This is a genomic window from uncultured Pluralibacter sp., from assembly GCF_913775985.1.
Taxonomy (GTDB): domain Bacteria; phylum Pseudomonadota; class Gammaproteobacteria; order Enterobacterales; family Enterobacteriaceae; genus Pluralibacter.
Window position 1 is genome coordinate 64,591 of the sequence record NZ_CAJYMB010000088.1, and the last position, 22,109, is coordinate 86,699.

Consider the following 22,109-nt stretch of genomic DNA (forward strand, 5'->3'; position numbering starts at 1 on the left):
GATTGTCCGACCGGGGAGTTACAGAATTTTCATTAAAACTGTGATGAATGTTAAATATTACGATCCAGTTCGCAGCTCTGCGCTAGCCCTCAATCGGATCGACGTCCAGCACCCATTTCACTTTTCGTGATGCGGGCAGCGTATTAATCAGCGCCATTGCGCCGCTGACGATGTGCTGCAGGCGCAGGCGGGAAGGGTGCTGAAGAATGATTTGCCAGCGCCAGCGGCCGCCGCGCTTCGGCGCCAGCGCCGGCACCGGCCCCAGCAGCCAGAGTTTATCGTCGGCCAGCGGGCTGGCCTGCAGCAGGTTACGCAGCTGCTGCAAAAACAGCGGTGCCTGCTGGTTGTCGTGATCTTCCGCGCGGATCAGCACGTGGCTGGTCCACGGCGGCAGCTGCAGGGTTTGCCGCTCCGCCAGCGCCTGCTGCGCGAAAGCATCGTAACCCTGATGCAGCAGCGTCTGTAATAAAGGGTGCTCCGGATGGTGGGTCTGTAAAATCACCTCGCCCTGCTTGCCCGCGCGCCCCGCGCGGCCGGACACCTGCGTGTAGAGCTGGGCGAAGCGCTCCGCCGAGCGGAAGTCGGCGGAAAACAGCGCGCCGTCTACATCCAGCAACGCCACCAGGGTGACGTCCGGGAAGTGGTGGCCTTTGGCCAGCATCTGGGTGCCAATCAGAATACGCGCGCCGCCGCGGTGAACCTCCGCCAGATACTGCTCCAGCGCGCCTTTGCGGCTGGTGGTATCGCGGTCAATGCGCGAAACGGGTACTCCGGGAAACAGCGGCTGCAGCGCCTCTTCCAGCTGCTCGGTGCCGAGCCCTACCGGCACCAGGTGCGTGGAGCCGCAGGAGGGGCACTGGCGTGGAATAGGGCGCTGGCTATCGCAGTGATGGCAGCGCAGGTGGCGCTGAGCCTGATGCAGCGTGTAGTAGCTGTCGCAGCGCTCGCACTCGGCTATCCAGCCGCACTCGTGGCACAGCAGTGCTGGCGCGTAGCCGCGGCGGTTGAGGAAGAGGATCACCTGATTGTCCGCCTGCAGATGCTGGCGCATGCGGGCGATCAGGGCGGGGGAAAGCCCCGCCTGCAGCTGCTGGCTTTTTAAATCCAGCACGTGCTGGGTGGCCGGGCGGGCGTTACCGGCGCGTCGGGTCAGTGACAGCTGGTGATATTTTCCCTGGCGCACGTTGTGGAGCGTTTCCAGCGCCGGGGTGGCCGATCCGAGGATTATCGGAATGTGCTCGTTGTGCGCCCGCCACACGGCCAGATCCCGGGCGTGATAGCGCCAGCCCTCCTGCTGCTTGTAGGAGCTGTCGTGCTCTTCGTCGATGACAATAACGCCGAGATTTTTGAACGGCGTGAACAGCGACGAGCGGGTACCGATCACAATGGCGGCTTCGCCGCTTTTGGCCTTTAGCCAGACGGCGAGACGCTCGCTGTCGTTCAGCGCCGAGTGCAGCACTTCCACCGGGGCGTTGAAGCGTTCGCGAAAGCGGGCGATGGTTTGCGGCGTCAGGCCAATTTCCGGCACCATTACCAGCGCCTGCTGGCCTTGGGCCAGCACGTTTTCCAGCACGCTCAAGTAGACTTCCGTTTTGCCGGAGCCGGTGACGCCCGCCAGCAGCCAGGCGGAAAAGCTGCCCGCCGCGCCGTGGATAGCGCCCACGGCGGTAGCCTGTTCGGTATTCAGGCGCAGCCGCTCGCCGCTGACGCCGTAGCTGCTGCGCCAGTCTGCCAGTGCCGGGGCCTGGCTTGCCAGCTCGCAGTAGCCCTTCTTGCGCAGGCCCTGCAGGGCGGCTTCATTAAATTCCAGCTCGGCCACCTGATGCCGCCAAATTTTGCCGTGGCGCAGCCCGGCCAGCGCCTGCTGCTGCTTCGGCGAACGCTTGAGAGTATTAATGTCGACGGCGAGCCCCTGCTCGGTGGCAAACCAGTACCACAGCGGCGCGGCGCTGGCGCCTTTCCCCTGGCGCAGCTGAATGGGCAGGGCGTGGAACAGCACGTCGCCGATGGGATGATGGTAATACTCCGCCGCCCACAGCAGCATTTTCCATACTGAAGGCGTATAGACCGGTTCGGCGTCGAGCACCTCAAGCACGCTTTTCAGCTCGCCGCGCGGTAGCTCGCTCTCTTCGCTCACCGCCACCGCAATTCCCACACGCTCCTGCTGCTTGCCAAACGGCACGCGCACGCGACATCCGGCTTTGACGCTGGCACCGTTGGGCAGCAGATAGTCAAAAGTGCGGGCCAGCGGAACGGGCAGTGCAACGTGGACAACGGACATTAAACAGCTTCCTGACTTGAAAAGTGGCGGAACAGTATACACATTACTCAAAGGCGCGGATCGGGTCGATTTGCAATAGACCCTTTTATTCTGTATGATTCGCCGCCTTTGGTGCATCCTGCATCAGAGATCTTTTTACAATCTCGCGTGGTGTCTGGCGTTAGGGCTGGAAGAGCGACGCGGCCTTATTGAGGTTCTCCCATGAAACAAGGTATTCACCCGAAATACGAAGAAATCACTGCAAACTGCTCTTGCGGTAACGTGATTAAAATCAACTCTACAGTTGGTCACGATCTGAACCTGGACGTGTGCGCAAAATGCCACCCGTTCTACACTGGCAAGCAGCGTGACGTTGCGACCGGTGGCCGTGTTGACCGCTTTAACAAGCGCTTCAGCATCCCGGGCAGCAAATAAGTTTCCCGAAAAAAGGCGCCTGCGGCGCCTTTTTTACATCTGCAATCCTCTTAGTACTCCCACGTTTCCGGGTCGATACCCAGCTCGCGCATAATCGCTTTTGCCTCTTCCGGGATTTCATCGCTGCGTTCTTTACGCAGGTCGGCATCGTTCGGCAACGGCTGGCCCGTGAAGGCATGCAGGAACGCTTCACACAGCAATTCGCTGTTAGTCGCGTGACGCAGGTTGTTCACCTGACGCCGGGTACGTTCATCGGTCAGGGTTTTTAACACCTTCAGAGGAATGGACACCGTAATTTTTTTTACCTGCTCGCTCTTCTTACCGTGCTCAGCGTAGGGGCTGATATATTCGCCGCTCCATTCAGCCATGAGATATCTTATCCTCTCTTCATTAATATAAAGGCCGAACGCCGGTCCGGACCATACACGCGCAATTATCCGCCATACTCTAAGCTGTTTGCGCTGCGTGCGCGTATACCGCTCACCTGCCGCCTGCATACAGCCAGAATTATTGGGGACATAGTTTACCGCAGCTAAAAGATCGTGGCATCTGCCAGCGCGCTGCGCTTATGCGCCAATACATAGGATTTTAACGGCTATTGGCAGTTTGCTCAATCTATACGCAAAGAAGTTTAGATGTCCAGATGTATTGACGTCTATTATTGCAGTGGTTACTCTGTGGTCTGTTTTTCATTGCCCAAGCCGAGAATAAGCCACCATGACCCGTAAACCCGCCACAATCGCAGTGCGCAGCGGATTAAATGATGACGAACAGTATGGCTGCGTTGTCCCGCCGATCCACCTCTCCAGCACCTATAATTTTACCGGATTTAACGAGCCCCGCGCCCACGACTACTCTCGCCGCGGCAACCCGACGCGGGATGTGGTTCAGCGGGCGCTGGCCGAGCTGGAAGGCGGCGCGGGCGCGGTGCTGACCAATACCGGCATGTCGGCGATCCACCTGGTGACGACCGTCTATCTTAGCCCCGGCGATCTGCTGGTGGCGCCGCACGACTGCTACGGCGGCAGCTATCGCCTGTTTGATAGCCTGGCAAAGCGCGGCTGCTACCGGGTGCGCTTTGTCGATCAGGGCGACGAACAGGCGCTGAAGGCGGCGCTGGCGGAGAAACCGAAGCTGGTGCTGGTGGAAAGCCCCAGCAATCCATTGTTAAGGGTCGTGGATATTGCGAAAATCTGCCGCCTGGCCCGGGAGGCCGGGGCGGTGAGCGTCGTGGACAACACCTTCCTCAGCCCGGCGCTGCAAAACCCGCTGGCGCTGGGCGCCGATCTGGTACTGCACTCCTGCACCAAATACCTTAACGGCCATTCGGATGTGGTGGCCGGCGTGGTGATTGCCAAAGAGCCCGAGCAGGTGACCGAGCTGGCGTGGTGGGCGAACAATATCGGCGTCACCGGTAGCGCGTTTGACAGCTACCTGCTGCTGCGCGGCCTGCGTACTCTGTCGCCGCGCATGGAGGTGGCCCAGCGCAACGCTGCAACGATTGTTGACTATCTGAGACAGCAACCGCTGGTGAAAAAGCTGTATCATCCCTCCCTGCCCGATAACCCGGGCCATGAGATAGCCGCGCGCCAGCAAAAAGGCTTTGGCGCGATGCTCAGTTTCGAACTGGACGGTGACGAAGCGACGCTGCGCCGTTTTCTCGGCGGGCTGTCCCTGTTCACGCTGGCCGAATCGCTGGGCGGTGTTGAAAGCTTGATCTCGCACGCGGCCACCATGACCCACGCCGGCATGGCGCCAGAAGCGCGCGCGGCGGCTGGCATTTCGGAAACCCTGTTGCGTATTTCGACCGGTATTGAAGACAGCGAAGATTTGGTTGCCGACCTGGAAAATGGGTTCCGGGCAGCACAAGAGAGGTAAGCATGAGTGTGAATGCGCAGGCAGAAGCGAAAAGTCGCCAGCTGCACAAGTTTGGCGGCAGTAGCCTGGCAGATGTGAAGTGTTATCTGCGCGTAGCGGGCATCATGGCCGAGCACTCGCAGCCTGAAGATATGATGGTGGTGTCCGCCGCGGGCAGCACCACAAACCAGCTGATTAACTGGCTGAAGCTCAGCCAGAGCGACAGGCTCTCCGCGCATCAGGTGCAGCAAACCCTGCGGCGCTATCAAACCGAGCTGGTGGCCGGTCTTCTGCCGGCAGAGGTCGCGGATGAGCTGATTAGCGAATTTATTCACGATCTGGAGCGCCTGGCGGCGCTGCTGGATGGCGGTATTAACGACGCGGTGTATGCCGAAGTGGTGGGCCACGGCGAAATCTGGTCCGCGCGGCTGATGGCTGCAGTTCTACAGCAGCAGGGCATGCCGGCGGCGTGGCTCGACGCCAGAACCTTCCTGCGCGCCGAGCGCGCCGCCCAGCCCCAGGTCGATGAAGGCCTCTCTTTCCCGCTGCTCCAGCAGCTGCTGGCCCAGCATCCGCACAAGCGGCTGGTGGTGACCGGCTTTATCAGCCGCAGCAGCGCCGGCGAAACGGTGTTGCTGGGCCGCAACGGCTCCGACTATTCGGCGACACAAATTGGCGCCCTGGCGGGCGTTTCCCGCGTTACCATCTGGAGCGACGTAGCCGGGGTTTACAGCGCCGACCCGCGCAAAGTGAAAGATGCCTGCCTGCTGCCGCTGCTGCGTCTCGACGAGGCCAGCGAGCTGGCACGCCTGGCCGCACCGGTGCTGCACGCCCGCACGCTTCAGCCAGTATCCGGCAGCGATATCGACCTCCAGCTGCGCTGCAGCTATACGCCGGATCAGGGCTCTACCCGCATCGAGCGCGTGCTGGCCTCCGGCACCGGGGCGCGGATCGTCACCAGCCACGATGACGTCTGCCTGATCGAGTTTCAGGTTCCCGCCGGGCAGGACTTCAAGCTGGCGCAAAAAGAGCTCGATTTAATCCTCAAGCGCGGGCAGATCCGCCCGCTGGCAGTGGGCGTACATACCGATCGCCATCTGCTGCAGTTCTGCTACACCAGCGAAGTGGCGGACAGCGCCCTGAAGCTGCTGGACGAGGCCGGTCTGCCGGGCGAGCTGCGGCTGCGTCAGGGACTGGCGCTGGTGGCGATGGTCGGCGCGGGCGTTACCCGCAATCCGCTGCACTGCCACCGCTTCTGGCAGCAGCTTAAAGGCCAGCCGGTGGAGTTTACCTGGCAGTCGGAAGAGGGCATTAGCCTGGTGGCGCTGCTGCGCACCGGCCCGACCGAAAGCCTGATCCAGGGCCTGCACCAGTCGCTGTTCCGCGCCGAAAAGCGCATCGGCCTGGTGCTGTTTGGCAAAGGCAATATCGGTTCCCGCTGGCTGGAGCTGTTTGCCCGGGAGCAGAGTTCGCTCTCCGCGCGCACCGGCTTTGAATTTGTTCTGGCGGGCGTGGTGGACAGCAGCCGCAGCCTGCTGAGCTATGAAGGGCTGGATGCCAGTCGGGCGCTGGCATTCTTTAATGACGAGGCCGTCGAGCAGGATGAGGAGTCGCTGTTTCTGTGGATGCGCGCGCATCCGTATGACGACCTGGTGGTGCTGGACGTCACCGCCAGCGAGCAGCTGGCCGATCAGTACCTCGATTTCGCCAGCCACGGCTTCCACGTGATCAGCGCCAACAAGCTCGCCGGTGCCAGCACCAGCGATAAGTACCGCCAGATCCACGACGCCTTTGAAAAAACCGGCCGTCACTGGCTGTATAACGCCACCGTCGGCGCGGGCCTGCCGGTGAACTACACCGTACGCGATCTGCGCGACAGCGGGGACAGCATTCTCTCCATCAGCGGTATCTTCTCCGGCACCCTCTCCTGGTTGTTCCTGCAGTTCGACGGCACGGTGCCGTTTACCGAGCTGGTGGATCAGGCCTGGCAGCAGGGGCTGACTGAGCCGGATCCGCGCGTCGATCTTTCCGGCAAAGACGTGATGCGTAAGCTGGTGATCCTCGCCCGCGAGGCGGGCTACGACATCGAGCCGGATCAGGTTCGCGTTGAGTCGCTGGTACCGGCCCACTGCGAAGAGGAATCCGTCGATCACTTCTTTGAGAACTGCGACGAACTTAACGAGCAGATGATCCAGCGGCTGGAAGCCGCGCAGGAGATGGGGCTGGTGCTGCGCTACGTGGCGCGCTTTGACGCCAGCGGCAAGGCGCGGGTCGGCGTGGAAGCCGTCCGCCCCGAGCATCCGCTGGCGGCACTGCTGCCGTGCGACAACGTCTTTGCCATTGAAAGCCGCTGGTATCGCGATAACCCGCTGGTGATCCGCGGACCGGGCGCCGGCCGGGACGTTACCGCCGGGGCGATTCAGTCCGATATTAACCGCCTGGCGCAGCTGCTGTAGTTTTAACGCCTCTCTCTTTCCCGGAGAGAGGCATCATTCTGTCTGAAAAGCCCCCCGCTTTAGTTCACACTTTCCTCTCAACGCCCCTCTTTTTTCTGTTGACGACATTGCCCTTTTCCGTCATTTTTACATCTGGACGTCTAAACGTATAGAAGTTCACAGCACAGCAAAACATCATAATAGCGCTCGACGGCAATCAACTAAGACAGAGGTAGGATATGAGCTTTTTTCACGCGAACCATCGCGAGGCCCTGAATCAGAGCCTGGCGGAAGTGCAGGGGCACATTAACGTTTCATTTGAGTTCTTCCCGCCCCGCAGCAGTGAAATGGAGCAAACCCTCTGGTCATCCATCGACAGGCTCAGCAGCCTGAAGCCGAAGTTTGTATCTGTCACCTACGGTGCCAACTCCGGCGAGCGCGACCGCACGCACAGCATTATCAAAGGTATTAAGGACCGCACCGGACTGGAAGCTGCACCGCATCTGACCTGCATTGACGCCACTCGTGATGAGCTGCGCACCATTGCCCGGGACTACTGGAACAACGGCATTCGCCACATTGTCGCCCTGCGCGGCGATCTGCCGCCGGGCAGCGGCAGGCCCGATATGTATGCCGCCGATTTGGTGGCGCTGTTAAAAGAGGTGGGGGATTTTGATATTTCCGTCGCCGCCTATCCGGAAGTGCATCCCGAAGCCAAAAGTGCCCAGGCCGACCTGCTGAACCTGCGTAAAAAAGTGGAGGCGGGTGCCAGCCGGGCCATTACCCAATTCTTTTTTGATGTTGAAAGCTACCTGCGCTTTCGCGATCGCTGCGCCTCTACCGGTATTGACGTGGAAATTATTCCCGGCATTCTTCCGGTTTCCAATTTCAAACAGGCGAAGAAATTTGCCGATATGACCAACGTGCGTATTCCCGCGTGGATGGCCAAAATGTTTGAAGGGCTGGACGACGATGCGGAAACCCGCAAGCTGGTGGGGGCGAGTATTGCGATGGACATGGTGAAAATCCTCAGCCGCGAGGGCGTGAAAGACTTTCACTTTTATACTCTGAACCGCGCCGAAATGAGTTACGCCATCTGCCACACGCTGGGCGTTCGTCCGGGACAATAATTAGCGTATTTAAAGCGTTAGCCGCCTGCGCGCCATTTCTTATGGTCATCATGAGATCTCATATAATCGCGTTATTTTTGCGGCTTTCGGCGCTTATCGACATTTCTATAACAATCTTTTGCTATGTTATCGCACTAGCAAAAGGATATATGCCCGTCGTATTTCAAGTGGTACATGTGTTGGTTGCATGCGATTACCCCCGGTTTTTACGCCAGTAAGCTCGCGGGAATTTACTTTTTTGCCGCCTGAATGTAATACGAATGACTTAGGGTATGGCTATCAATACTGTCGGCCTTTCCAGCTATATCTTATTTGCAGAGAAAGATATCGTGTTCTGAAATCATTGTAGGGAGCAAAAAAGTGAGCAATCAAGATAGCGATCTCAGTACTTCAGCGGGCAAATGCCCTTTTCATCACGGCGGTCAGGGCGGCCATGATGAGAGTGCCGGTGCAGGCACGACTAACCGCGACTGGTGGCCAAAGCAGCTGCGCGTCGACCTTCTCAATCAGCACTCCAATCGCTCCAACCCGATGGGCGAAGACTTTAACTACCGTAAAGAATTCAGCAAGCTTGATTATTCAGCGCTGAAAGGCGACCTGCGCAAGCTGCTGACCGATTCTCAACCGTGGTGGCCGGCAGACTGGGGCAGCTACGGCGGCCTGTTTATCCGTATGGCCTGGCACGGTGCCGGCACCTATCGCTCCGAAGACGGACGCGGCGGTGCAGGGCGCGGCCAGCAGCGCTTCTCTCCGCTGAATGCGTGGCCGGATAACGTCAGCCTCGATAAAGCGCGTCGCCTTCTGTGGCCAATCAAGCAGAAATACGGCCAGAAAATCTCCTGGGCAGACCTGTTTATCCTCGCCGGCAACGTCGCGCTGGAAAATTCAGGCTTCCGCACCTTCGGCTTTGGCGCCGGGCGCGAAGACGTCTGGGAACCGGATCTGGATGTCAACTGGGGGGATGAAACCACCTGGCTGAAGCACCGCGATCCGGAAGAGCTGGCCAAGCGTCCGCTGGCGGCTACCGAAATGGGCCTCATCTACGTTAACCCGGAAGGTCCGGAAGCCAGCGGCGAGCCGCTGTCTGCTGCCGCGGCAATCCGTGCCACCTTCGGCAATATGGGCATGAACGATGAAGAAACCGTTGCCCTGATTGCCGGCGGCCATACGCTGGGTAAAACCCACGGCGCGGCCTCGGCGACCAACGTTGGACCGGATCCAGAAGCGGCGCCGATTGAGGCGCAGGGCCTGGGCTGGAGCAACAGCCACGGCAGCGGCGCGGGCCCGGATGCAATCACTTCCGGTCTGGAAGTGGTCTGGACCCAGACCCCGACCCAGTGGAGTAACTATTTCTTCGAAAACCTGCTCAACTACGAGTGGGTACAAACCCGCAGCCCGGCTGGCGCTATCCAGTTCGAAGCGGTAGATGCACCGGAAATCATTCCCGATCCGTTCGATCCGTCGAAAAAACGCAAGCCGACAATGCTGGTGACCGATCTCACCCTGCGTTTCGATCCGGATTTTGAGAAAATCTGCCGCCGCTTCCTCAACGATCCGCAGGCCTTCAATGAAGCCTTTGCCCGGGCGTGGTTCAAGCTGACCCACCGCGATATGGGGCCGAAATCCCGCTACATTGGCCCGGAAGTGCCGAAAGAAGATCTGATCTGGCAGGATCCGCTGCCGCAGGCTATCTACGCGCCGACACCGGCAGACATTGATTTCCTGAAAGCTGAAATTGCCCGCGCTGGTCTGTCAGTGAGCGAGCTGGTTTCCGTTGCCTGGGCTTCCGCGTCCACCTTCCGCGGCGGCGACAAACGCGGCGGTGCCAACGGCGCGCGTCTGGCGCTGGCTCCTCAGCGCGACTGGGACGTCAACGCCGTTGCCGCCCGCGTACTGCCGAAGCTTGAAGCGATTCAGAAAGCTGCGAATAAAGCGTCGCTGGCCGATATTATCGTGCTGGCAGGCGTCGTGGGCGTCGAGCAGGCTGCCGAAGCCGCTGGCGTGAGCGCCCGCGTGCCGTTTATTCCGGGCCGCGTTGACGCGCGTCAGGACCAGACGGACATCCACATGTTCAACCTGCTTGAGCCTGCGGCAGACGGCTTCCGCAACTATCGCGCGCAGATTGACGCCGCCACCACCGAGTCGCTGCTGATCGACAAAGCGCAGCAGCTGACTCTGACCGCGCCGGAACTGACTGCGCTGGTGGGCGGCCTGCGCGTGCTGGGTGCCAACTTCGACGGCAGCAAGCACGGCGTCTTTACCAGCCGCGAAGGCGTGCTCAACAATGACTTCTTCGTCAACCTGCTGGACATGCGCTACGAGTGGAAAGCGGCGGATCAGTCCTCCGAGCTGTTTGAAGGCCGCGACCGCCAGAGCGGCGAAGTGGCATTCACTGCGACCCGCGCGGACCTGGTCTTTGGCTCCAACGCCGTGCTGCGCGCGCTGGCCGAGGTGTACGCCTGCAGCGACGGCAAAGAGAAGTTTGTGAAAGACTTCGTTGCCGCCTGGGTCAAGGTGATGAACCTGGACCGCTTCGACCTGCTGTAATCCCCGCCTGAACCACCGCAGTGCGTGAATAACCACACGCACTGTGGTGTTTTTATTTGTCCGCCAGCGTATAGTTTCCTGGAAAACTCATACAGCTATCGGATTTATCATGACTGTCTCAGGAAAGAGCAACCCGCTGGCAATCAGCGGTCTTATCATTCTTACTATCATCTGGAGCTACAGCTGGATTGTGATGAAGCAGGTAACGCCCTACATCGGCGCCTTCGACTTCACCGCGATCCGCTTTATTTTTGGCGCGCTGGTGCTGTTTGCCGTGATGCTGGCGCGCCGCCGCGGCCTGCACCCAACGCCTTTTCGCTATACCTTCGCTATCGCCCTGCTGCAAACCTGCGGCATGATTGGGCTCGCCCAGTGGGCGCTGGTCAGCGGCGGGGCGGGCAAAGTGGCGATCCTGAGTTACACCATGCCGTTCTGGGTGGTGATTATGGCGGCGCTTTTCCTGCGCGAGCGCATGCGCCGTCTGCAGTACGCCGCCATCCTTCTCGCCGCCGCAGGACTGGTCCTGGTGCTGCAACCCTGGCAGCTCGACATGGCTTCTTTGCAGAGCGCGCTGCTGGCGATTGCGTCCGGCATCAGCTGGGGCGCCAGCGCTATCGTGGCGAAACGCATGTATGCCCGGCATCCGCGCATAGACCTGCTTTCTCTCACCAGCTGGCAAATGCTGTATGCGGCAGTAGTAATGAGCATTATAGCCCTGATGGTGCCGCAGCGGCCAATCGTGTGGGATCCGAAGGTGATTTTTGCGCTGGCGTACAGCGCGATTCTGGCCACCGCGCTGGCGTGGAGCCTGTGGCTGTTCGTGCTGCGTAACCTGCCAGCCAGCATTGCCAGCCTGAGTACACTGGCGGTACCGGTATGCGGCGTGCTTTTTTCGTGGTGGCTTTTAGGTGAGAACCCCGGTGCCGTTGAAGGTGCCGGGGTTGTGTTGATTGTCCTGGCGCTGGCAATAATTAGCCTGAAAAAGCGCCCGCCGCGGGTGCAGCGGGCGGCTGAAACGCTACGCCGCTAGCCTTATTCCCATTCCTCCAGGAAACGCTGGCCGTACTGGTCAGCCACCAGCAGGGCGGCGTAGACCTGATCCGGCGTTGCGCCGCCCGGCATATTGTGGATGGTTTCGCCCTCGGCGCAGGCCGCTTCCGCCACAATACGCATTTTCGCCGGAATGTCCTTTTTGATGTCCAGCTGGGCCAGCGTAATCGGCAGGCCGACAGCGTGGCACAGGGCGGCGGCGGTCTCTATCTCTTCTGCCGGGGCGTTTTCCAGCACCAGCTGGGTGAGCGTGCCGAACGCCACTTTCTCGCCGTGATAGTAGTGGTGCGCATCGGGAATGGCGGTCAGGCCGTTATGAATAGCGTGGGCCGCCGCCAGGCCGCCGCTCTCAAAGCCGACGCCGCTCAGATAGGTGTTGGCTTCAATAATGCGCTCCAGCGCCGGTGTTACGACGTGCTGTTCGGCGGCGAGCATCGCTTTTTCACCTTCTTCAATCAGCGTGTTGTAGCACAGCTCGGCCAGCGCCAGCGCGGCCAGCGTACACTTACCGCCCGCCATCGTGGTTGCGCCGCTGCGGGAGCAGGCGCGGGCTTCAAACCAGGTGGCCAGCGCGTCGCCGATCCCGGCGGCCAGCAGGCGCGCGGGTGCCCCGGCGACAATTTTGGTGTCCACAATAACCAGATTAGGGTTGTGCGGCAGCATCAGATAGCGATCGAACTCGCCGCTGTCGGTATAGATGACCGACAGGGCGCTGCACGGCGCATCGGTAGAGGCAATGGTCGGCGCCACGGCGACCGGCACGCCCATAAAGTGGGCCAGCGCCTTGGCGGTATCCAGCGTTTTACCGCCGCCAATGCCCAGCACCGCTTCGCAGCCCGCTTTTTCTGCAATAACGCGCAGGCGATCGATTTCATTTTGCGAGCACTCGCCGCCGAACGGCACGATTTCCAGCGCCAGTCCGCCCGCGCGACCGCTCTCCTCCAGGGCACCCTGCGCGAAGCCGAGCACGAACTTATCGCCGACCACCAGCCAGCGGGCCGCCATCGGTTTGAGATAGTCGCCGAGGCGGGTAATCACGTCAGCGCCCTGAATGTACTTTCCGGGAGATTGAATAATGCGATCCATACGATTTTCCTTAAAGGTTGATGCTGCCAAATGCCGTGTTCCAGTCAGATTCAAACTTCTCTATTGCCGACTCTACCGCGGGCGTGTTGAGCATTTGTTGCGCTACATCTAAAGGAAGCGTGATCGCTTCACAGCCTGCCAGCAGGCAGTCCAGCGCCTGGCGAGGGGTTTTAAAGCTCGCCGCCAGCACTTTACTGTGGGGGGCGTGCAGTTCCAGCAGCGTTTGCAGCTCCTGGACTGTGCGGATACCGTCGCCGCCCTGGGCGTCTATGCGGTTGACGTAAGGGGCGACATATTTTGCTCCGGCCAACGCCGCCAGCAGGCCCTGCGCGGCACTGTATACGGCGGTGCCAAGTGTCGGAATACCCTCTTTTTTGAGCTGTTTGATGGCGGTGAGTCCTTCCGCGGTCACCGGAATTTTTACCACGATGCCCGGCAGCGCGTTGCTCAGTCGTTTCGCCTCCGCCACCATGCCGGCCGCGTCCCGGCTCATGGTTTGGGCGAACAGCGTACCCTCTTCTCCGATAGCGTTACGCAGGCGGGGCAGCACCTCCCAGAGAGACTCTTTACCGCTGGCGACGATGCTGGGATTAGTGGTCACGCCCGCGATAGGGAAAATGCGTGCCAGGCGGTCAACTTCCGCTACATTGGCGGTATCCAGATACAGTTCCATGTCGTTTCCTCTTAAAGTTCTAGTTCGCGTTGCAGCAGGCTGGCAATCGCCTGCGCGGAGTCAGCATTGACCAGCGCGCTGCGGAATTCTTCGTGCATTATCCGCCGGGCCAGGCGGGAGAAAATGCGCATATGCTGATCGCCGGCGGCGTGTTTATTAAGGGTCAGCATAATGATGAACTGCGCCTCTTCGTCGCCCCAGCGCACCGGTGCGGCCAGGCGCGCCACGCTGATGGTGGATTGTTCAATGTGTTCTGACTTGCTGTGCGGAATGGCGAAGCTGAAGCCGAGCCCGGTGGAGAATACCGCCTCGCGCGCCCACAGATCGGCCTCCAGCTTGCGCGGGTAGCGGCAGCGTCCGGCGAGCAGCAGGTTATCGGTCATGCCTTTCAGCACCTCTTCTTTGCTGCGCCAGTCGCTGTCGAGGGTAATGCACTCAGCGCTAACCAGCGGCGCGTCCTGCTGAGTCATGCGGAACTGCGCCAGCAGGTGTTCAACCTCCAGCGAGGTGCGGCAGGACATAGCCTGATTGAGCAGCTGGCGGCAGGCGCGGCTATCAAGCTGGGCCATCCGCGCTTTGGCGGCGGGAATGGAGGGCGCGCTCATGCTGATTTCATCCAGCCCGAGTCCAATGAGCAGCGGAAGCACGGAACCTTTTGCCCCCAGTTCGCCGCACAGCCCAATCCATTTGCCCTGCCGGTGAACCGCCTGCACCGCAAAGTCCAGCGCCCGCAGGAACGCCGGATTCAGGCTGTTGTAGTGGCGGGTTACTTTCGCGTTATCGCGATCGACGGCCAGCAGGTACTGCGTCAGATCGTTGCTGCCGATGCTAAAGAAGTCGATCTCCTCGCAGCACTGGTCGATGATAAACATCACGGAAGGGACTTCCAGCATAATGCCAAGCGGGATTTTCTCATCAAACGGGACGTGCTCGCTGCGCAGCTGCTGTTTGGCATCCGCCAGTTTCTCTTTGACCCACAAGATCTCCTCCATTGAGGAGATCATCGGGATCATGATCTTCAGGCTGCCGTGGGCGGAGGCCCGCAGGATCGCCCGCAGCTGGGTGGTAAACAGTCCGGCATACTCTTCATAGATGCGCACCGCGCGATAGCCGAGAAACGGGTTGGCTTCGGCGGGAATATTCAGGTAGTCGACGGGTTTGTCGCCGCCGATATCCATCGTGCGTACGATAATGCTGCGCCCGCGCGCCGACTCCAGCGCCTGACAGAAAATGTTGTACAGTTCGCTCTCTCCCGGAGCGCTGGCCCGGTCCATATACAGCATCTCAGTGCGAAACAGGCCAACCGCCTCGGCGCCATTGCTGAATGCGGCCTGGCCTTCAATAGCGTGGGCGATATTGGCGGCAACTTCCATACGGATGCCGTCAGCGGTTCGCCCTTCCTGAGTTAGCCAGATCTGCTGCTGCTCGCGCAGCGCTTCCTGCACCCGCGCCTCCTGCTGATAGTAGCGGGCAATAGCGGCGTCGGGTGCGACGACCACTGCTCCGGCATTGCCGTCTATGTAGACGGTCTGCTGCAGGTGCGGCGCCAGCGCCGCCATATCCACGCCGACCAGGGTGGGAATATTAAACGAGCGGGCCAGAATAACCGTGTGGGAAGTGGTGCCGCCGCTTTTCAGCAGCAGTCCTTTCAGCAGCGTTTTATCCAGTTCCAGGAACTGGCTGGGCGTGAGTTCCTCGGCCATGCAGATGGCGGGCTGCGTGAGCTTGCCGGGGGCCGGGAAGCGCTGCTCGCCGTAAATGTGCTGGAGAAGCTGAAAACAGACATCGCGCACGTCCAGCGCGCGCTCCTGCAGATAGCTGCTGCTGGATTGAGAGAATTCATCGCAAAAGTGACCGGCGCTGTTAACAATTGCCCCGGCGCAGCTTAGCCCGCGCGTGACGCCTGCCAGCAGATGTTCACGCAGGGAAACGTCTCCCGCCAGCGAGCGGTGCGCCTCAAGGATAGCGGTGGTGGTGCCGTCGCTGTCGAGCAGGCGGAACTCAATGCTCCTGACAAGCTGCGCCAGACCTCTATCCAGCATAGCCTGCTCGGCCCCGGCGTCTTTTGCCGCCGGCAGCTCGCCCAGCGCGTTGAGATCGAGCGACGCCAGCAGCGTTAGCGCGCCGCCGGCGCTGCCGCCGCAGACCGGGCGGGCACGAAACAGCTGCGGATTGAGGTTGGTGAGCGATACCGGCAGCGGCGTCAGCTCGCTGCTTTTCTCCACCGCCAGCGGCGCATCGCAGTGGGGAAATTCATCCCGCAGCCACTGGCTCAGGCGCTGATGGGCGGCCTGTTCGTCGGGGCCATCAATCAGCAACCGGCAGCTGTCGCCCGCCAGCGTATCGGTACCGATGAGCGCTAGCGCGCTTTTGGCGCTGCCTTTGCGATCGGTGCGTAAATTGTGCCACGCGATCTGCGAGGTAAACGTATTGCACAGCGTCTCAACGTGGCTCGCCGGGCGGGCATGGACGCCGTTGGGCAGCTCACAGGTAAATTCGACAATCAGGGCCATTTCTCTTCTCCGACAAAGTGTGCTCGCTACAGCATAAGAGCCTGCCGCCGTGTGCTGCTATGTGACAAATCTGCCAAAAGCTGGACAAATGTAATATCAGCCCCAAAGTGCGAGGCAGCTCTCATATCCCAATTCTCGGTGCATGTGGGTTATCTCAGGAACTTATGAGGCGGATCGCATTTTTTAACTGACATTACAAAAGTCCAGTAAATCGCCTTTTTATCCACTGTCTGCGTTCGGCCGGATTGCCTATTGTTTTCCATAACGTTATTACGGATAGGGCGACACCGCCCGGGAGCAACGAATGAATGAGCTGGTGCAGATCTTAAAGAACACCCGGCAGCACTTGATGACCGGTGTCTCGCACATGATCCCCTTTGTTGTCGCTGGGGGTATTTTGCTGGCGGTTTCCGTCATGCTGTACGGCAAAGGCGCGGTACCGGATGCGGTAAGCGATCCCAATCTTAAAAAGCTGTTCGATATTGGCGTTGCCGGGCTGACGCTGATGGTGCCTTTTCTCGCCGCTTACATCGGCTACTCCATTGCAGAGCGATCCGCACTGGCGCCCTGCGCCATCGGTGCCTGGGTGGGTAACAGCTTCGGCGCCGGTTTTTTTGGCGCGCTGATCGCCGGCATTATTGGCGGCATTGTTGTCCACTACCTGAAGAAAATCCGGGTGCATAAGGTGTTGCGCTCGGTCATGCCGATTTTCGTTATCCCCATTGTGGGTACCTTTATTACCGCCGGCATCATGATGTGGGGGCTTGGCGAACCGGTGGGAGCGCTGACAGCCAGCCTGACCGCGTGGCTGCAGGGAATGCAGCAGGGCAGCATCGTGCTGCTGGCGGTGGTCATGGGGTTGATGCTGGCCTTTGATATGGGCGGCCCGGTTAATAAAGTTGCCTACGCGTTTATGCTGATTTGCGTGGCGCAGGGGGTTTATAGCGTCGTAGCCATTGCAGCGGTGGGGATCTGTATTCCGCCGCTGGGTCTCGGACTGGCGACGCTTATCGGGCGCAAGAATTTCACCCCGGAAGAGCGTGAAGCCGGCAAGGCGGCACTGGTGATGGGCTGTGTTGGCGTGACCGAAGGCGCTATTCCCTTTGCCGCCTCCGATCCGCTGCGCGTCATTCCTTCCATCATGCTGGGGTCCGTCTGCGGCGCCGTTACCGTGGCGCTGACGGGTGCCCAGTGCTATGCGGGCTGGGGCGGGCTGATTGTTCTGCCGGTGGTTGAGGGCAAACTTGGCTATATCGCTGCTATTGCCATCGGCGCCGGCGTAACGGCTGTTAGCGTTAATCTGCTTAAGAGTCTGGCACGCAAGCGTGCGCCGCAGGCAAATGAGCAGGATGACGATCTGGATTTGGATTTTGAGATTAACTAAGCGAGGAGATCACCATGACTAAAATTATCGCCGTTACCGCCTGCCCTTCCGGCGTCGCGCATACCTACATGGCCGCTGAAGCGCTGGAGAGTGCCGCAAAAGCCCGGGGCTGGGAAGTTAAAGTTGAAACCCAGGGTTCAATTGGCCTGGAGAACGAGCTAACAGCTGATGATGTGGCTGCAGCCGATATGGTGATTCTAACCAAGGATATCGGCATCAAGTTTGAGGAGCGCTTTGCCGGGAAAACCATCGTGCGCGTCAATATCAGCGATGCGGTTAAGCGTGCCGATGCCATCATGAACAAAATCAACGCGCATCTCTCGCAAACAGCCTAACCTTTGCCCGCCCGGTCGGGCGGGTCTGCATTTTTACAGGAGTTCCTCATGACGAATCGTATCCAGCGCCTGAAAACCGCTCTGTTTCAGACAAACCGCGAAATCTCTCTCGAGCGCGCGCTGCTTTATACCGAAAGCCATCGGCAGACCGAAGGTGAGGCGGTGATCCTGCGGCGCGCAAAGGCCACGGCGCACATTCTTAAGCACGTTGAAATATCGATTCGCGATGAGGAACTGATTGCCGGTAACCGCACCGTTAAGCCGCGAGCGGGCATTATGTCGCCTGAAATGGATCCCTACTGGCTACTCAAAGAGCTGGATCAGTTCCCGACTCGCCCGCAGGACCGCTTTGACATTAGCGAAGACGATAAGCGTATCTATCGCGAGCAGCTCTATCCCTACTGGGAAAAGCGCTCAATGAAGGACTTCATCAACGGCCAGATGACCGACGAAGTCAAAGCCGCGGTCAGCACCCAAATATTTAGCGTTAACCAGACCGATAAAGGGCAGGGGCACATCATTATTGATTACCCGCATCTGCTTAATCACGGTCTGGAGGCGCTGGTGGAACAGATGCGCCAGCACTGCCTGCGGGAGTCGGATAATGATTTTTACCAGGCGGCGCTGCTGCTGCTTGAGGCCTCCTGCCAACACATCCTGCGCTACGCGGCGTTGGCAGAAGAGATGGCCGCTACCTGCCAGGACGCGCGCCGTCGGGACGAGCTGCTGGCGATGGCCGCTAACGCCCGACACAATGCCCGGCACAAGCCGCAAACGTTCTGGCAGGCGTGCCAGCTGTTCTGGTTCATGAATATCATTTTGCAGTATGAATCCAACGCCAGCTCGCTGTCGCTGGGGCGTTTTGACCAGTACATGCTGCCGTTCTATCAGGCATCCCTGAGCCAGGGCGAAGATCCGGCGTGGCTCAAAGAGATCCTTGAATCGCTGTGGGTGAAGTGCAACGACATCGTGCTGCTGCGCTCCACCAGCAGCGCGCGCTACTTTGCTGGCTTCCCCACTGGCTACACGGCACTGCTCGGCGGTCTGACCGACAGCGGGCGCAGCGCGGTCAACGTGCTCTCCTTCTTATGTCTGGACGCCTACCAAAGTGTGCAGCTACCCCAGCCGAATCTCGGGGTGCGTACCAACGCGCTGATTGATACGCCCTTTCTGATGAAAACGGCGGAAACTATCCGCCTCGGTACCGGTATCCCGCAGATTTTTAATGATGAAGTGGTGGTGCCCGCGTTTCTGAACCGTGGCGTGTCGCTGGAGGATGCCCGCGACTACGCGGTGGTAGGCTGCGTCGAGCTTTCGATTCCCGGTCGAACCTACGGGCTGCACGATATCGCCATGTTCAACCTGCTGAAGGTGATGGAAATCAGCCTTTACGAGAATGAAGGACGGGATGACCTGAGCTATGACGGGCTGCTGGCGCATATTCGCGCCAAAATCGATCACTATATTGCGTTGATGGTGGAAGGCAGCAACATCTGCGATATCGGCCACCGTGATTGGGCGCCGGTGCCGCTGCTCTCCTCTTTTATCAGTGACTGCCTTGAGAACGGGCGCGATATTACCGACGGCGGCGCGCGCTACAATTTTTCCGGCGTGCAGGGTATCGGTATCGCTAACCTCAGCGATTCGCTGTATGCGTTAAACGGCCTGGTGTTCAACCAGCAGCGCCTGAGCTTTGACGAGCTGCTGGCGGTGCTGAAAAATAACTTTGCCACGCCGGACGGGGAAAAAATCCGCGCCCGTTTGATCAACCGCTTTGAAAAGTACGGCAATGATATTGACGATGTGGACAACATCAGCGCCGAGCTGCTGCGCCACTACTGCAAAGAGGTCGAGAAATACCGCAATCCGCGCGGCGGTCAGTTCACGCCGGGCTCTTACACCGTCTCGGCGCATGTTCCGCTGGGGTCGGTGGTCGGTGCGACGCCGGATGGGCGTCTGGCCGGCGAGCAACTGGCCGACGGCGGCCTGTCGCCGATGCTGGGTCAGGACATGCAGGGCCCGACAGCGGTACTGAAATCGGTAAGCAAGCTGGATAACGCCCTGCTCTCCAACGGCACGCTGCTCAACGTTAAATTTACGCCGGCAACCCTTGAGGGCGAGGCAGGGCTGCGCAAGCTGGCTGACTTCCTGCGCGCCTTTACCCAGCTCAAGCTGCAGCATATTCAGTTTAACGTGGTCAACGCCGATACGCTGCGTGAAGCCCAGCAGCGCCCGCAGGATTTTGCCGGGCTGGTGGTGCGCGTGGCGGGATATAGCGCCTTCTTTGTCGAGCTGTCGAAGGAGATTCAGGATGACATCATCCGCCGCACCGCGCATCAGCTGTGAGGTTATTGAGCCGCGCGACACGGAGGTCGCGCGCATATTTAATATTCAGCGCTACTCGCTGAATGATGGCGAAGGGATCCGCACGGTGGTCTTTTTCAAAGGCTGCCCGCACACCTGCCCGTGGTGTGCGAACCCGGAGTCGATGTCGCCCAGAATTGAAACCGTGCGTCGGGAAAGCAAGTGCCTGCGCTGCAGTACCTGCCTGCGCGATGCCGATGAATGTCCGTCCGGCGCTTTTGAGCGCATTGGCCGGGAGGTGACGCTGGATGCGCTGGAGCGGGAAGTGATGAAAGACGAGCTGTTTTTCCGCACCTCCGGCGGTGGGGTCACCCTTTCCGGCGGCGAGGTGCTGATGCAGGCGCCCTTTGCCACACGCTTTCTGCAGCGCCTGCGGCGCTGGGGTATTGCGTGCGCAATTGAAACCGCCGGCGATGCGCCGGCCTCGCGCCTGCTGCCGCTGGCCAGACTCTGCGACGAAGTGCTGTTTGATTTAAAAATTATGGATCCTGCCAGGGCAAAGGCCACGATCAAGATCGATCAGCGCCGGGTGATGGATAATTTACGGCTGCTGGTTGATGAAAAGATCCGGGTGATCCCGCGGCTGCCGCTGATCCCCGGTTACACGCTGAGCGAGGAGAATCTGCAGCAGGCGCTGGCTCTGCTAACCTCGCTGGGTATCAGGCAGGTCCACCTGCTGCCTTTTCACCAATATGGCGCGCCAAAGTACCGCCTGCTTGGCAAGCGGTGGACGATGGCGGACATTCCGGCACCGCAGGCGCCGGAGATAGCCGCGTTGCGCGATATGGCGATCGATGCCGGATTTGAAGTCACTCTCGGAGGTTAATATGACCGTTGCCACGGTTCGCTATTTGGTTGCCGTCACCGCCTGCGTTAGCGGCGTAGCCCATACTTATATGGCTGCAGAGAAGCTGGAAAAACTTTGTCAGCAGGAAAAGTGGCAGATAAAAATTGAAACCCAGGGCGCGCTGGGCACGGAAAATTCGCTGACCGAAGAGGATATTCGCCGCGCCGATGCGGTGCTGTTGATCGCCGACATTGAGCTTGCGGGCGCGGAGCGGTTTACCGACAGCAGCTATGTGCAGTCAGGGATCAGCGCATTTTTGCGGGAGCCGCAGCGCGTGATGAGCGCGGTGCGCAAGCTACTTTCGGCACCGCAGCATACCCACCTTATTCTCGAATAGCGTGCTTGTCCGTCAGCTGGCTGTGGTACTGGCGCCGGTATTCTGACGGCGAGCGCTCGGTATTCTTGCGAAACAGGCGGCAAAAATAGTTGCTGTCCACAAATCCGCAGCTGTGCGCCACGTCTTTGACTTTCAGATCGTATCCCTTAAGCAGCGTTTTCGCCTGCTCCAGCCGGGTATGGTTCAGGTATTCGTTAAACCCAACCGCGCCAATTTTCTGAAACAGGTGAGAAAGGTAGTTAGGCGAGATATAAAACGCCTGCGCGACGGACTCCCGGGTTAACGGCGAGGCGTAATGCGCGTCGATATAGTCGCGGATAGCTTCGAACAGCGCCTGGCTACGGGAAGCGGTCTGGATTTGACTGCCCAGCAGGTCGCGGCAGTGGCTCAGTAAGCTGGCGACAATCAGACGCGCCGTTTGCTGTTCGCCGGGCTGCATCTGCATTTCATTGAGGGTTTGCAGCAGAAAAGAACCAATGCGCGGCCCCCGGCGGGCGACGTGCTGGCGGGCCAGGTTTTGCGATGTCTCGCCGTTCCAGCGCACGATGCTAAATCCAAGCTGTTGTTTACCGAACAGGATACTGAGCGAGGTGACCGGTGTCTGCAGACGTGGAAGGTTCCAGCTGCCGGCGGGAACGTACAGCACATCATTTTCGGCAAGCGTAGTGCCCGCAGGGGCAATCGCCGCATCGGTGCAGGTACCGTCGAGTACCATCTCCAGCCGGGGAAAATCCACCTGCCAGGAGAGGTTGGGGGGCGTGCCGCAGCCGCGAGCGAAAAAAACGCGCCCCAGCGGGCGGTCGCCGTCAGCAAAGCGGCTGAGAAGGTGGCTGAGATCCTGATACATAGCGCATTC

At 59.8% G+C, this 22,109-nt stretch carries 17 protein-coding genes; 11 read left to right on the top strand and 6 right to left on the bottom strand.

Annotated features, from left to right (window positions below; all coding sequences use genetic code 11):
- Positions 1–82: 82 nt before the first annotated feature.
- Positions 83–2,281, bottom strand: a complete 2,199-nt coding sequence (gene priA / locus QZ766_RS09835) for a primosomal protein N' (RefSeq protein WP_297200893.1) — start codon at positions 2,279–2,281, stop codon at positions 83–85.
- A gap of 201 nt (positions 2,282–2,482) precedes the next feature.
- Between priA and rpmE the strand changes: the two genes are divergently transcribed.
- Positions 2,483–2,695 (top strand): 50S ribosomal protein L31, encoded by a 213-nt coding sequence (gene rpmE / locus QZ766_RS09840; protein WP_297200896.1) that lies wholly within the window; start codon positions 2,483–2,485, stop codon positions 2,693–2,695.
- A 50-nt stretch (positions 2,696–2,745) separates the two neighbouring features.
- Here the strand turns inward: rpmE and metJ are convergent, their stop codons facing one another.
- Positions 2,746–3,063, bottom strand: a complete 318-nt coding sequence (gene metJ, locus QZ766_RS09845; protein WP_297200899.1) for a met regulon transcriptional regulator MetJ — start codon at positions 3,061–3,063, stop codon at positions 2,746–2,748.
- Between the two features lie 349 nt (positions 3,064–3,412).
- Between metJ and metB the strand changes: the two genes are divergently transcribed.
- The 5 genes from metB (at position 3,413) to QZ766_RS09870 (ending at position 11,694) form a co-directional block, all read left to right on the top strand.
- A complete protein-coding gene (gene metB, locus QZ766_RS09850; protein WP_297200901.1) occupies positions 3,413–4,573 on the top strand; it encodes a cystathionine gamma-synthase in 1,161 nt (386 codons plus the stop codon).
- Positions 4,574–4,575: 2 nt separating this feature from the next.
- Positions 4,576–7,008 carry a bifunctional aspartate kinase/homoserine dehydrogenase II gene (locus tag QZ766_RS09855; protein WP_297200905.1) on the top strand — a complete coding sequence of 811 codons (2,433 nt, stop codon included), beginning with the start codon at positions 4,576–4,578 and terminating at the stop codon, positions 7,006–7,008.
- Between the two features lie 218 nt (positions 7,009–7,226).
- The gene (gene metF, locus QZ766_RS09860) at positions 7,227–8,117 is read left to right on the top strand and encodes a methylenetetrahydrofolate reductase (protein WP_297200907.1); all 891 of its coding nucleotides are present in this window, start codon (positions 7,227–7,229) and stop codon (positions 8,115–8,117) included.
- Between the two features lie 360 nt (positions 8,118–8,477).
- Entirely contained in the window at positions 8,478–10,664 is a 2,187-nt protein-coding gene (katG, locus tag QZ766_RS09865; protein ID WP_297200928.1) for a catalase/peroxidase HPI, read from the top strand.
- A gap of 109 nt (positions 10,665–10,773) precedes the next feature.
- Positions 10,774–11,694 carry a DMT family transporter gene (locus QZ766_RS09870; protein ID WP_297200931.1) on the top strand — a complete coding sequence of 307 codons (921 nt, stop codon included), beginning with the start codon at positions 10,774–10,776 and terminating at the stop codon, positions 11,692–11,694.
- Positions 11,695–11,696: 2 nt separating this feature from the next.
- Here the strand turns inward: QZ766_RS09870 and QZ766_RS09875 are convergent, their stop codons facing one another.
- From QZ766_RS09875 to ptsP, 3 genes are read right to left on the bottom strand one after another with little or no spacing between them, the layout of a single operon-like run.
- Positions 11,697–12,800 (bottom strand): glycerol dehydrogenase, encoded by a 1,104-nt coding sequence (locus QZ766_RS09875; protein WP_297200933.1) that lies wholly within the window; start codon positions 12,798–12,800, stop codon positions 11,697–11,699.
- Between the two features lie 10 nt (positions 12,801–12,810).
- Entirely contained in the window at positions 12,811–13,473 is a 663-nt protein-coding gene (gene fsa, locus QZ766_RS09880) for a fructose-6-phosphate aldolase (RefSeq protein WP_297200935.1), read from the bottom strand.
- 11 nt (positions 13,474–13,484) lie between these two features.
- A complete protein-coding gene (ptsP, locus tag QZ766_RS09885; RefSeq protein ID WP_297200938.1) occupies positions 13,485–15,986 on the bottom strand; it encodes a phosphoenolpyruvate--protein phosphotransferase in 2,502 nt (833 codons plus the stop codon).
- Between the two features lie 304 nt (positions 15,987–16,290).
- On the opposite strand from ptsP, the gene QZ766_RS09890 reads away from it, so the two are divergent.
- The 5 genes from QZ766_RS09890 to QZ766_RS09910 are packed head-to-tail and all read left to right on the top strand — an operon-like array spanning position 16,291 to position 21,253.
- On the top strand, positions 16,291–17,370 hold the full coding sequence (locus QZ766_RS09890; RefSeq protein WP_297200941.1) for a PTS fructose transporter subunit EIIC: 1,080 nt from the start codon (positions 16,291–16,293) through the stop codon (positions 17,368–17,370).
- A gap of 14 nt (positions 17,371–17,384) precedes the next feature.
- Entirely contained in the window at positions 17,385–17,705 is a 321-nt protein-coding gene (locus tag QZ766_RS09895; RefSeq protein ID WP_297200944.1) for a PTS fructose-like transporter subunit IIB, read from the top strand.
- A 48-nt stretch (positions 17,706–17,753) separates the two neighbouring features.
- Positions 17,754–20,051: a formate C-acetyltransferase gene (locus QZ766_RS09900; protein WP_297200947.1), complete on the top strand. Its 2,298-nt coding sequence runs from the start codon at positions 17,754–17,756 to the stop codon at positions 20,049–20,051.
- Positions 20,017–20,895, top strand: coding sequence for a [formate-C-acetyltransferase]-activating enzyme (locus tag QZ766_RS09905; protein ID WP_297200950.1), 879 nt, complete (start codon positions 20,017–20,019; stop codon positions 20,893–20,895). Before QZ766_RS09900 ends, QZ766_RS09905 begins: the two co-directional genes overlap by 35 nt.
- A gap of 1 nt (position 20,896) precedes the next feature.
- Positions 20,897–21,253: a PTS fructose-like transporter subunit IIB gene (locus QZ766_RS09910; RefSeq protein WP_297200953.1), complete on the top strand. Its 357-nt coding sequence runs from the start codon at positions 20,897–20,899 to the stop codon at positions 21,251–21,253.
- Here QZ766_RS09910 and QZ766_RS09915 read toward each other — a convergent pair.
- Positions 21,240–22,100, bottom strand: a complete 861-nt coding sequence (locus QZ766_RS09915; protein WP_297200955.1) for an AraC family transcriptional regulator — start codon at positions 22,098–22,100, stop codon at positions 21,240–21,242. The genes QZ766_RS09910 and QZ766_RS09915 overlap by 14 nt on opposite strands.
- Positions 22,101–22,109 lie beyond the last annotated feature (9 nt).

Coding starts and splice junctions, on each gene's coding strand:
- metF (WP_297200907.1), top strand. CDS start 7,227: ATGAGCTTTTTTCACGCGAACCATCGCGAGGCCCTGAATCAGAGCCTG.
- QZ766_RS09905 (WP_297200950.1), top strand. CDS start 20,017: ATGACATCATCCGCCGCACCGCGCATCAGCTGTGAGGTTATTGAGCCG.
- fsa (WP_297200935.1), bottom strand. CDS start 13,473: ATGGAACTGTATCTGGATACCGCCAATGTAGCGGAAGTTGACCGCCTG.
- metJ (WP_297200899.1), bottom strand. CDS start 3,063: ATGGCTGAATGGAGCGGCGAATATATCAGCCCCTACGCTGAGCACGGT.
- QZ766_RS09890 (WP_297200941.1), top strand. CDS start 16,291: ATGAATGAGCTGGTGCAGATCTTAAAGAACACCCGGCAGCACTTGATG.
- priA (WP_297200893.1), bottom strand. CDS start 2,281: ATGTCCGTTGTCCACGTTGCACTGCCCGTTCCGCTGGCCCGCACTTTT.
- QZ766_RS09875 (WP_297200933.1), bottom strand. CDS start 12,800: ATGGATCGCATTATTCAATCTCCCGGAAAGTACATTCAGGGCGCTGAC.
- QZ766_RS09915 (WP_297200955.1), bottom strand. CDS start 22,100: ATGTATCAGGATCTCAGCCACCTTCTCAGCCGCTTTGCTGACGGCGAC.
- ptsP (WP_297200938.1), bottom strand. CDS start 15,986: ATGGCCCTGATTGTCGAATTTACCTGTGAGCTGCCCAACGGCGTCCAT.
- QZ766_RS09870 (WP_297200931.1), top strand. CDS start 10,774: ATGACTGTCTCAGGAAAGAGCAACCCGCTGGCAATCAGCGGTCTTATC.
- QZ766_RS09855 (WP_297200905.1), top strand. CDS start 4,576: ATGAGTGTGAATGCGCAGGCAGAAGCGAAAAGTCGCCAGCTGCACAAG.
- metB (WP_297200901.1), top strand. CDS start 3,413: ATGACCCGTAAACCCGCCACAATCGCAGTGCGCAGCGGATTAAATGAT.
- rpmE (WP_297200896.1), top strand. CDS start 2,483: ATGAAACAAGGTATTCACCCGAAATACGAAGAAATCACTGCAAACTGC.
- QZ766_RS09910 (WP_297200953.1), top strand. CDS start 20,897: ATGACCGTTGCCACGGTTCGCTATTTGGTTGCCGTCACCGCCTGCGTT.
- QZ766_RS09900 (WP_297200947.1), top strand. CDS start 17,754: ATGACGAATCGTATCCAGCGCCTGAAAACCGCTCTGTTTCAGACAAAC.
- QZ766_RS09895 (WP_297200944.1), top strand. CDS start 17,385: ATGACTAAAATTATCGCCGTTACCGCCTGCCCTTCCGGCGTCGCGCAT.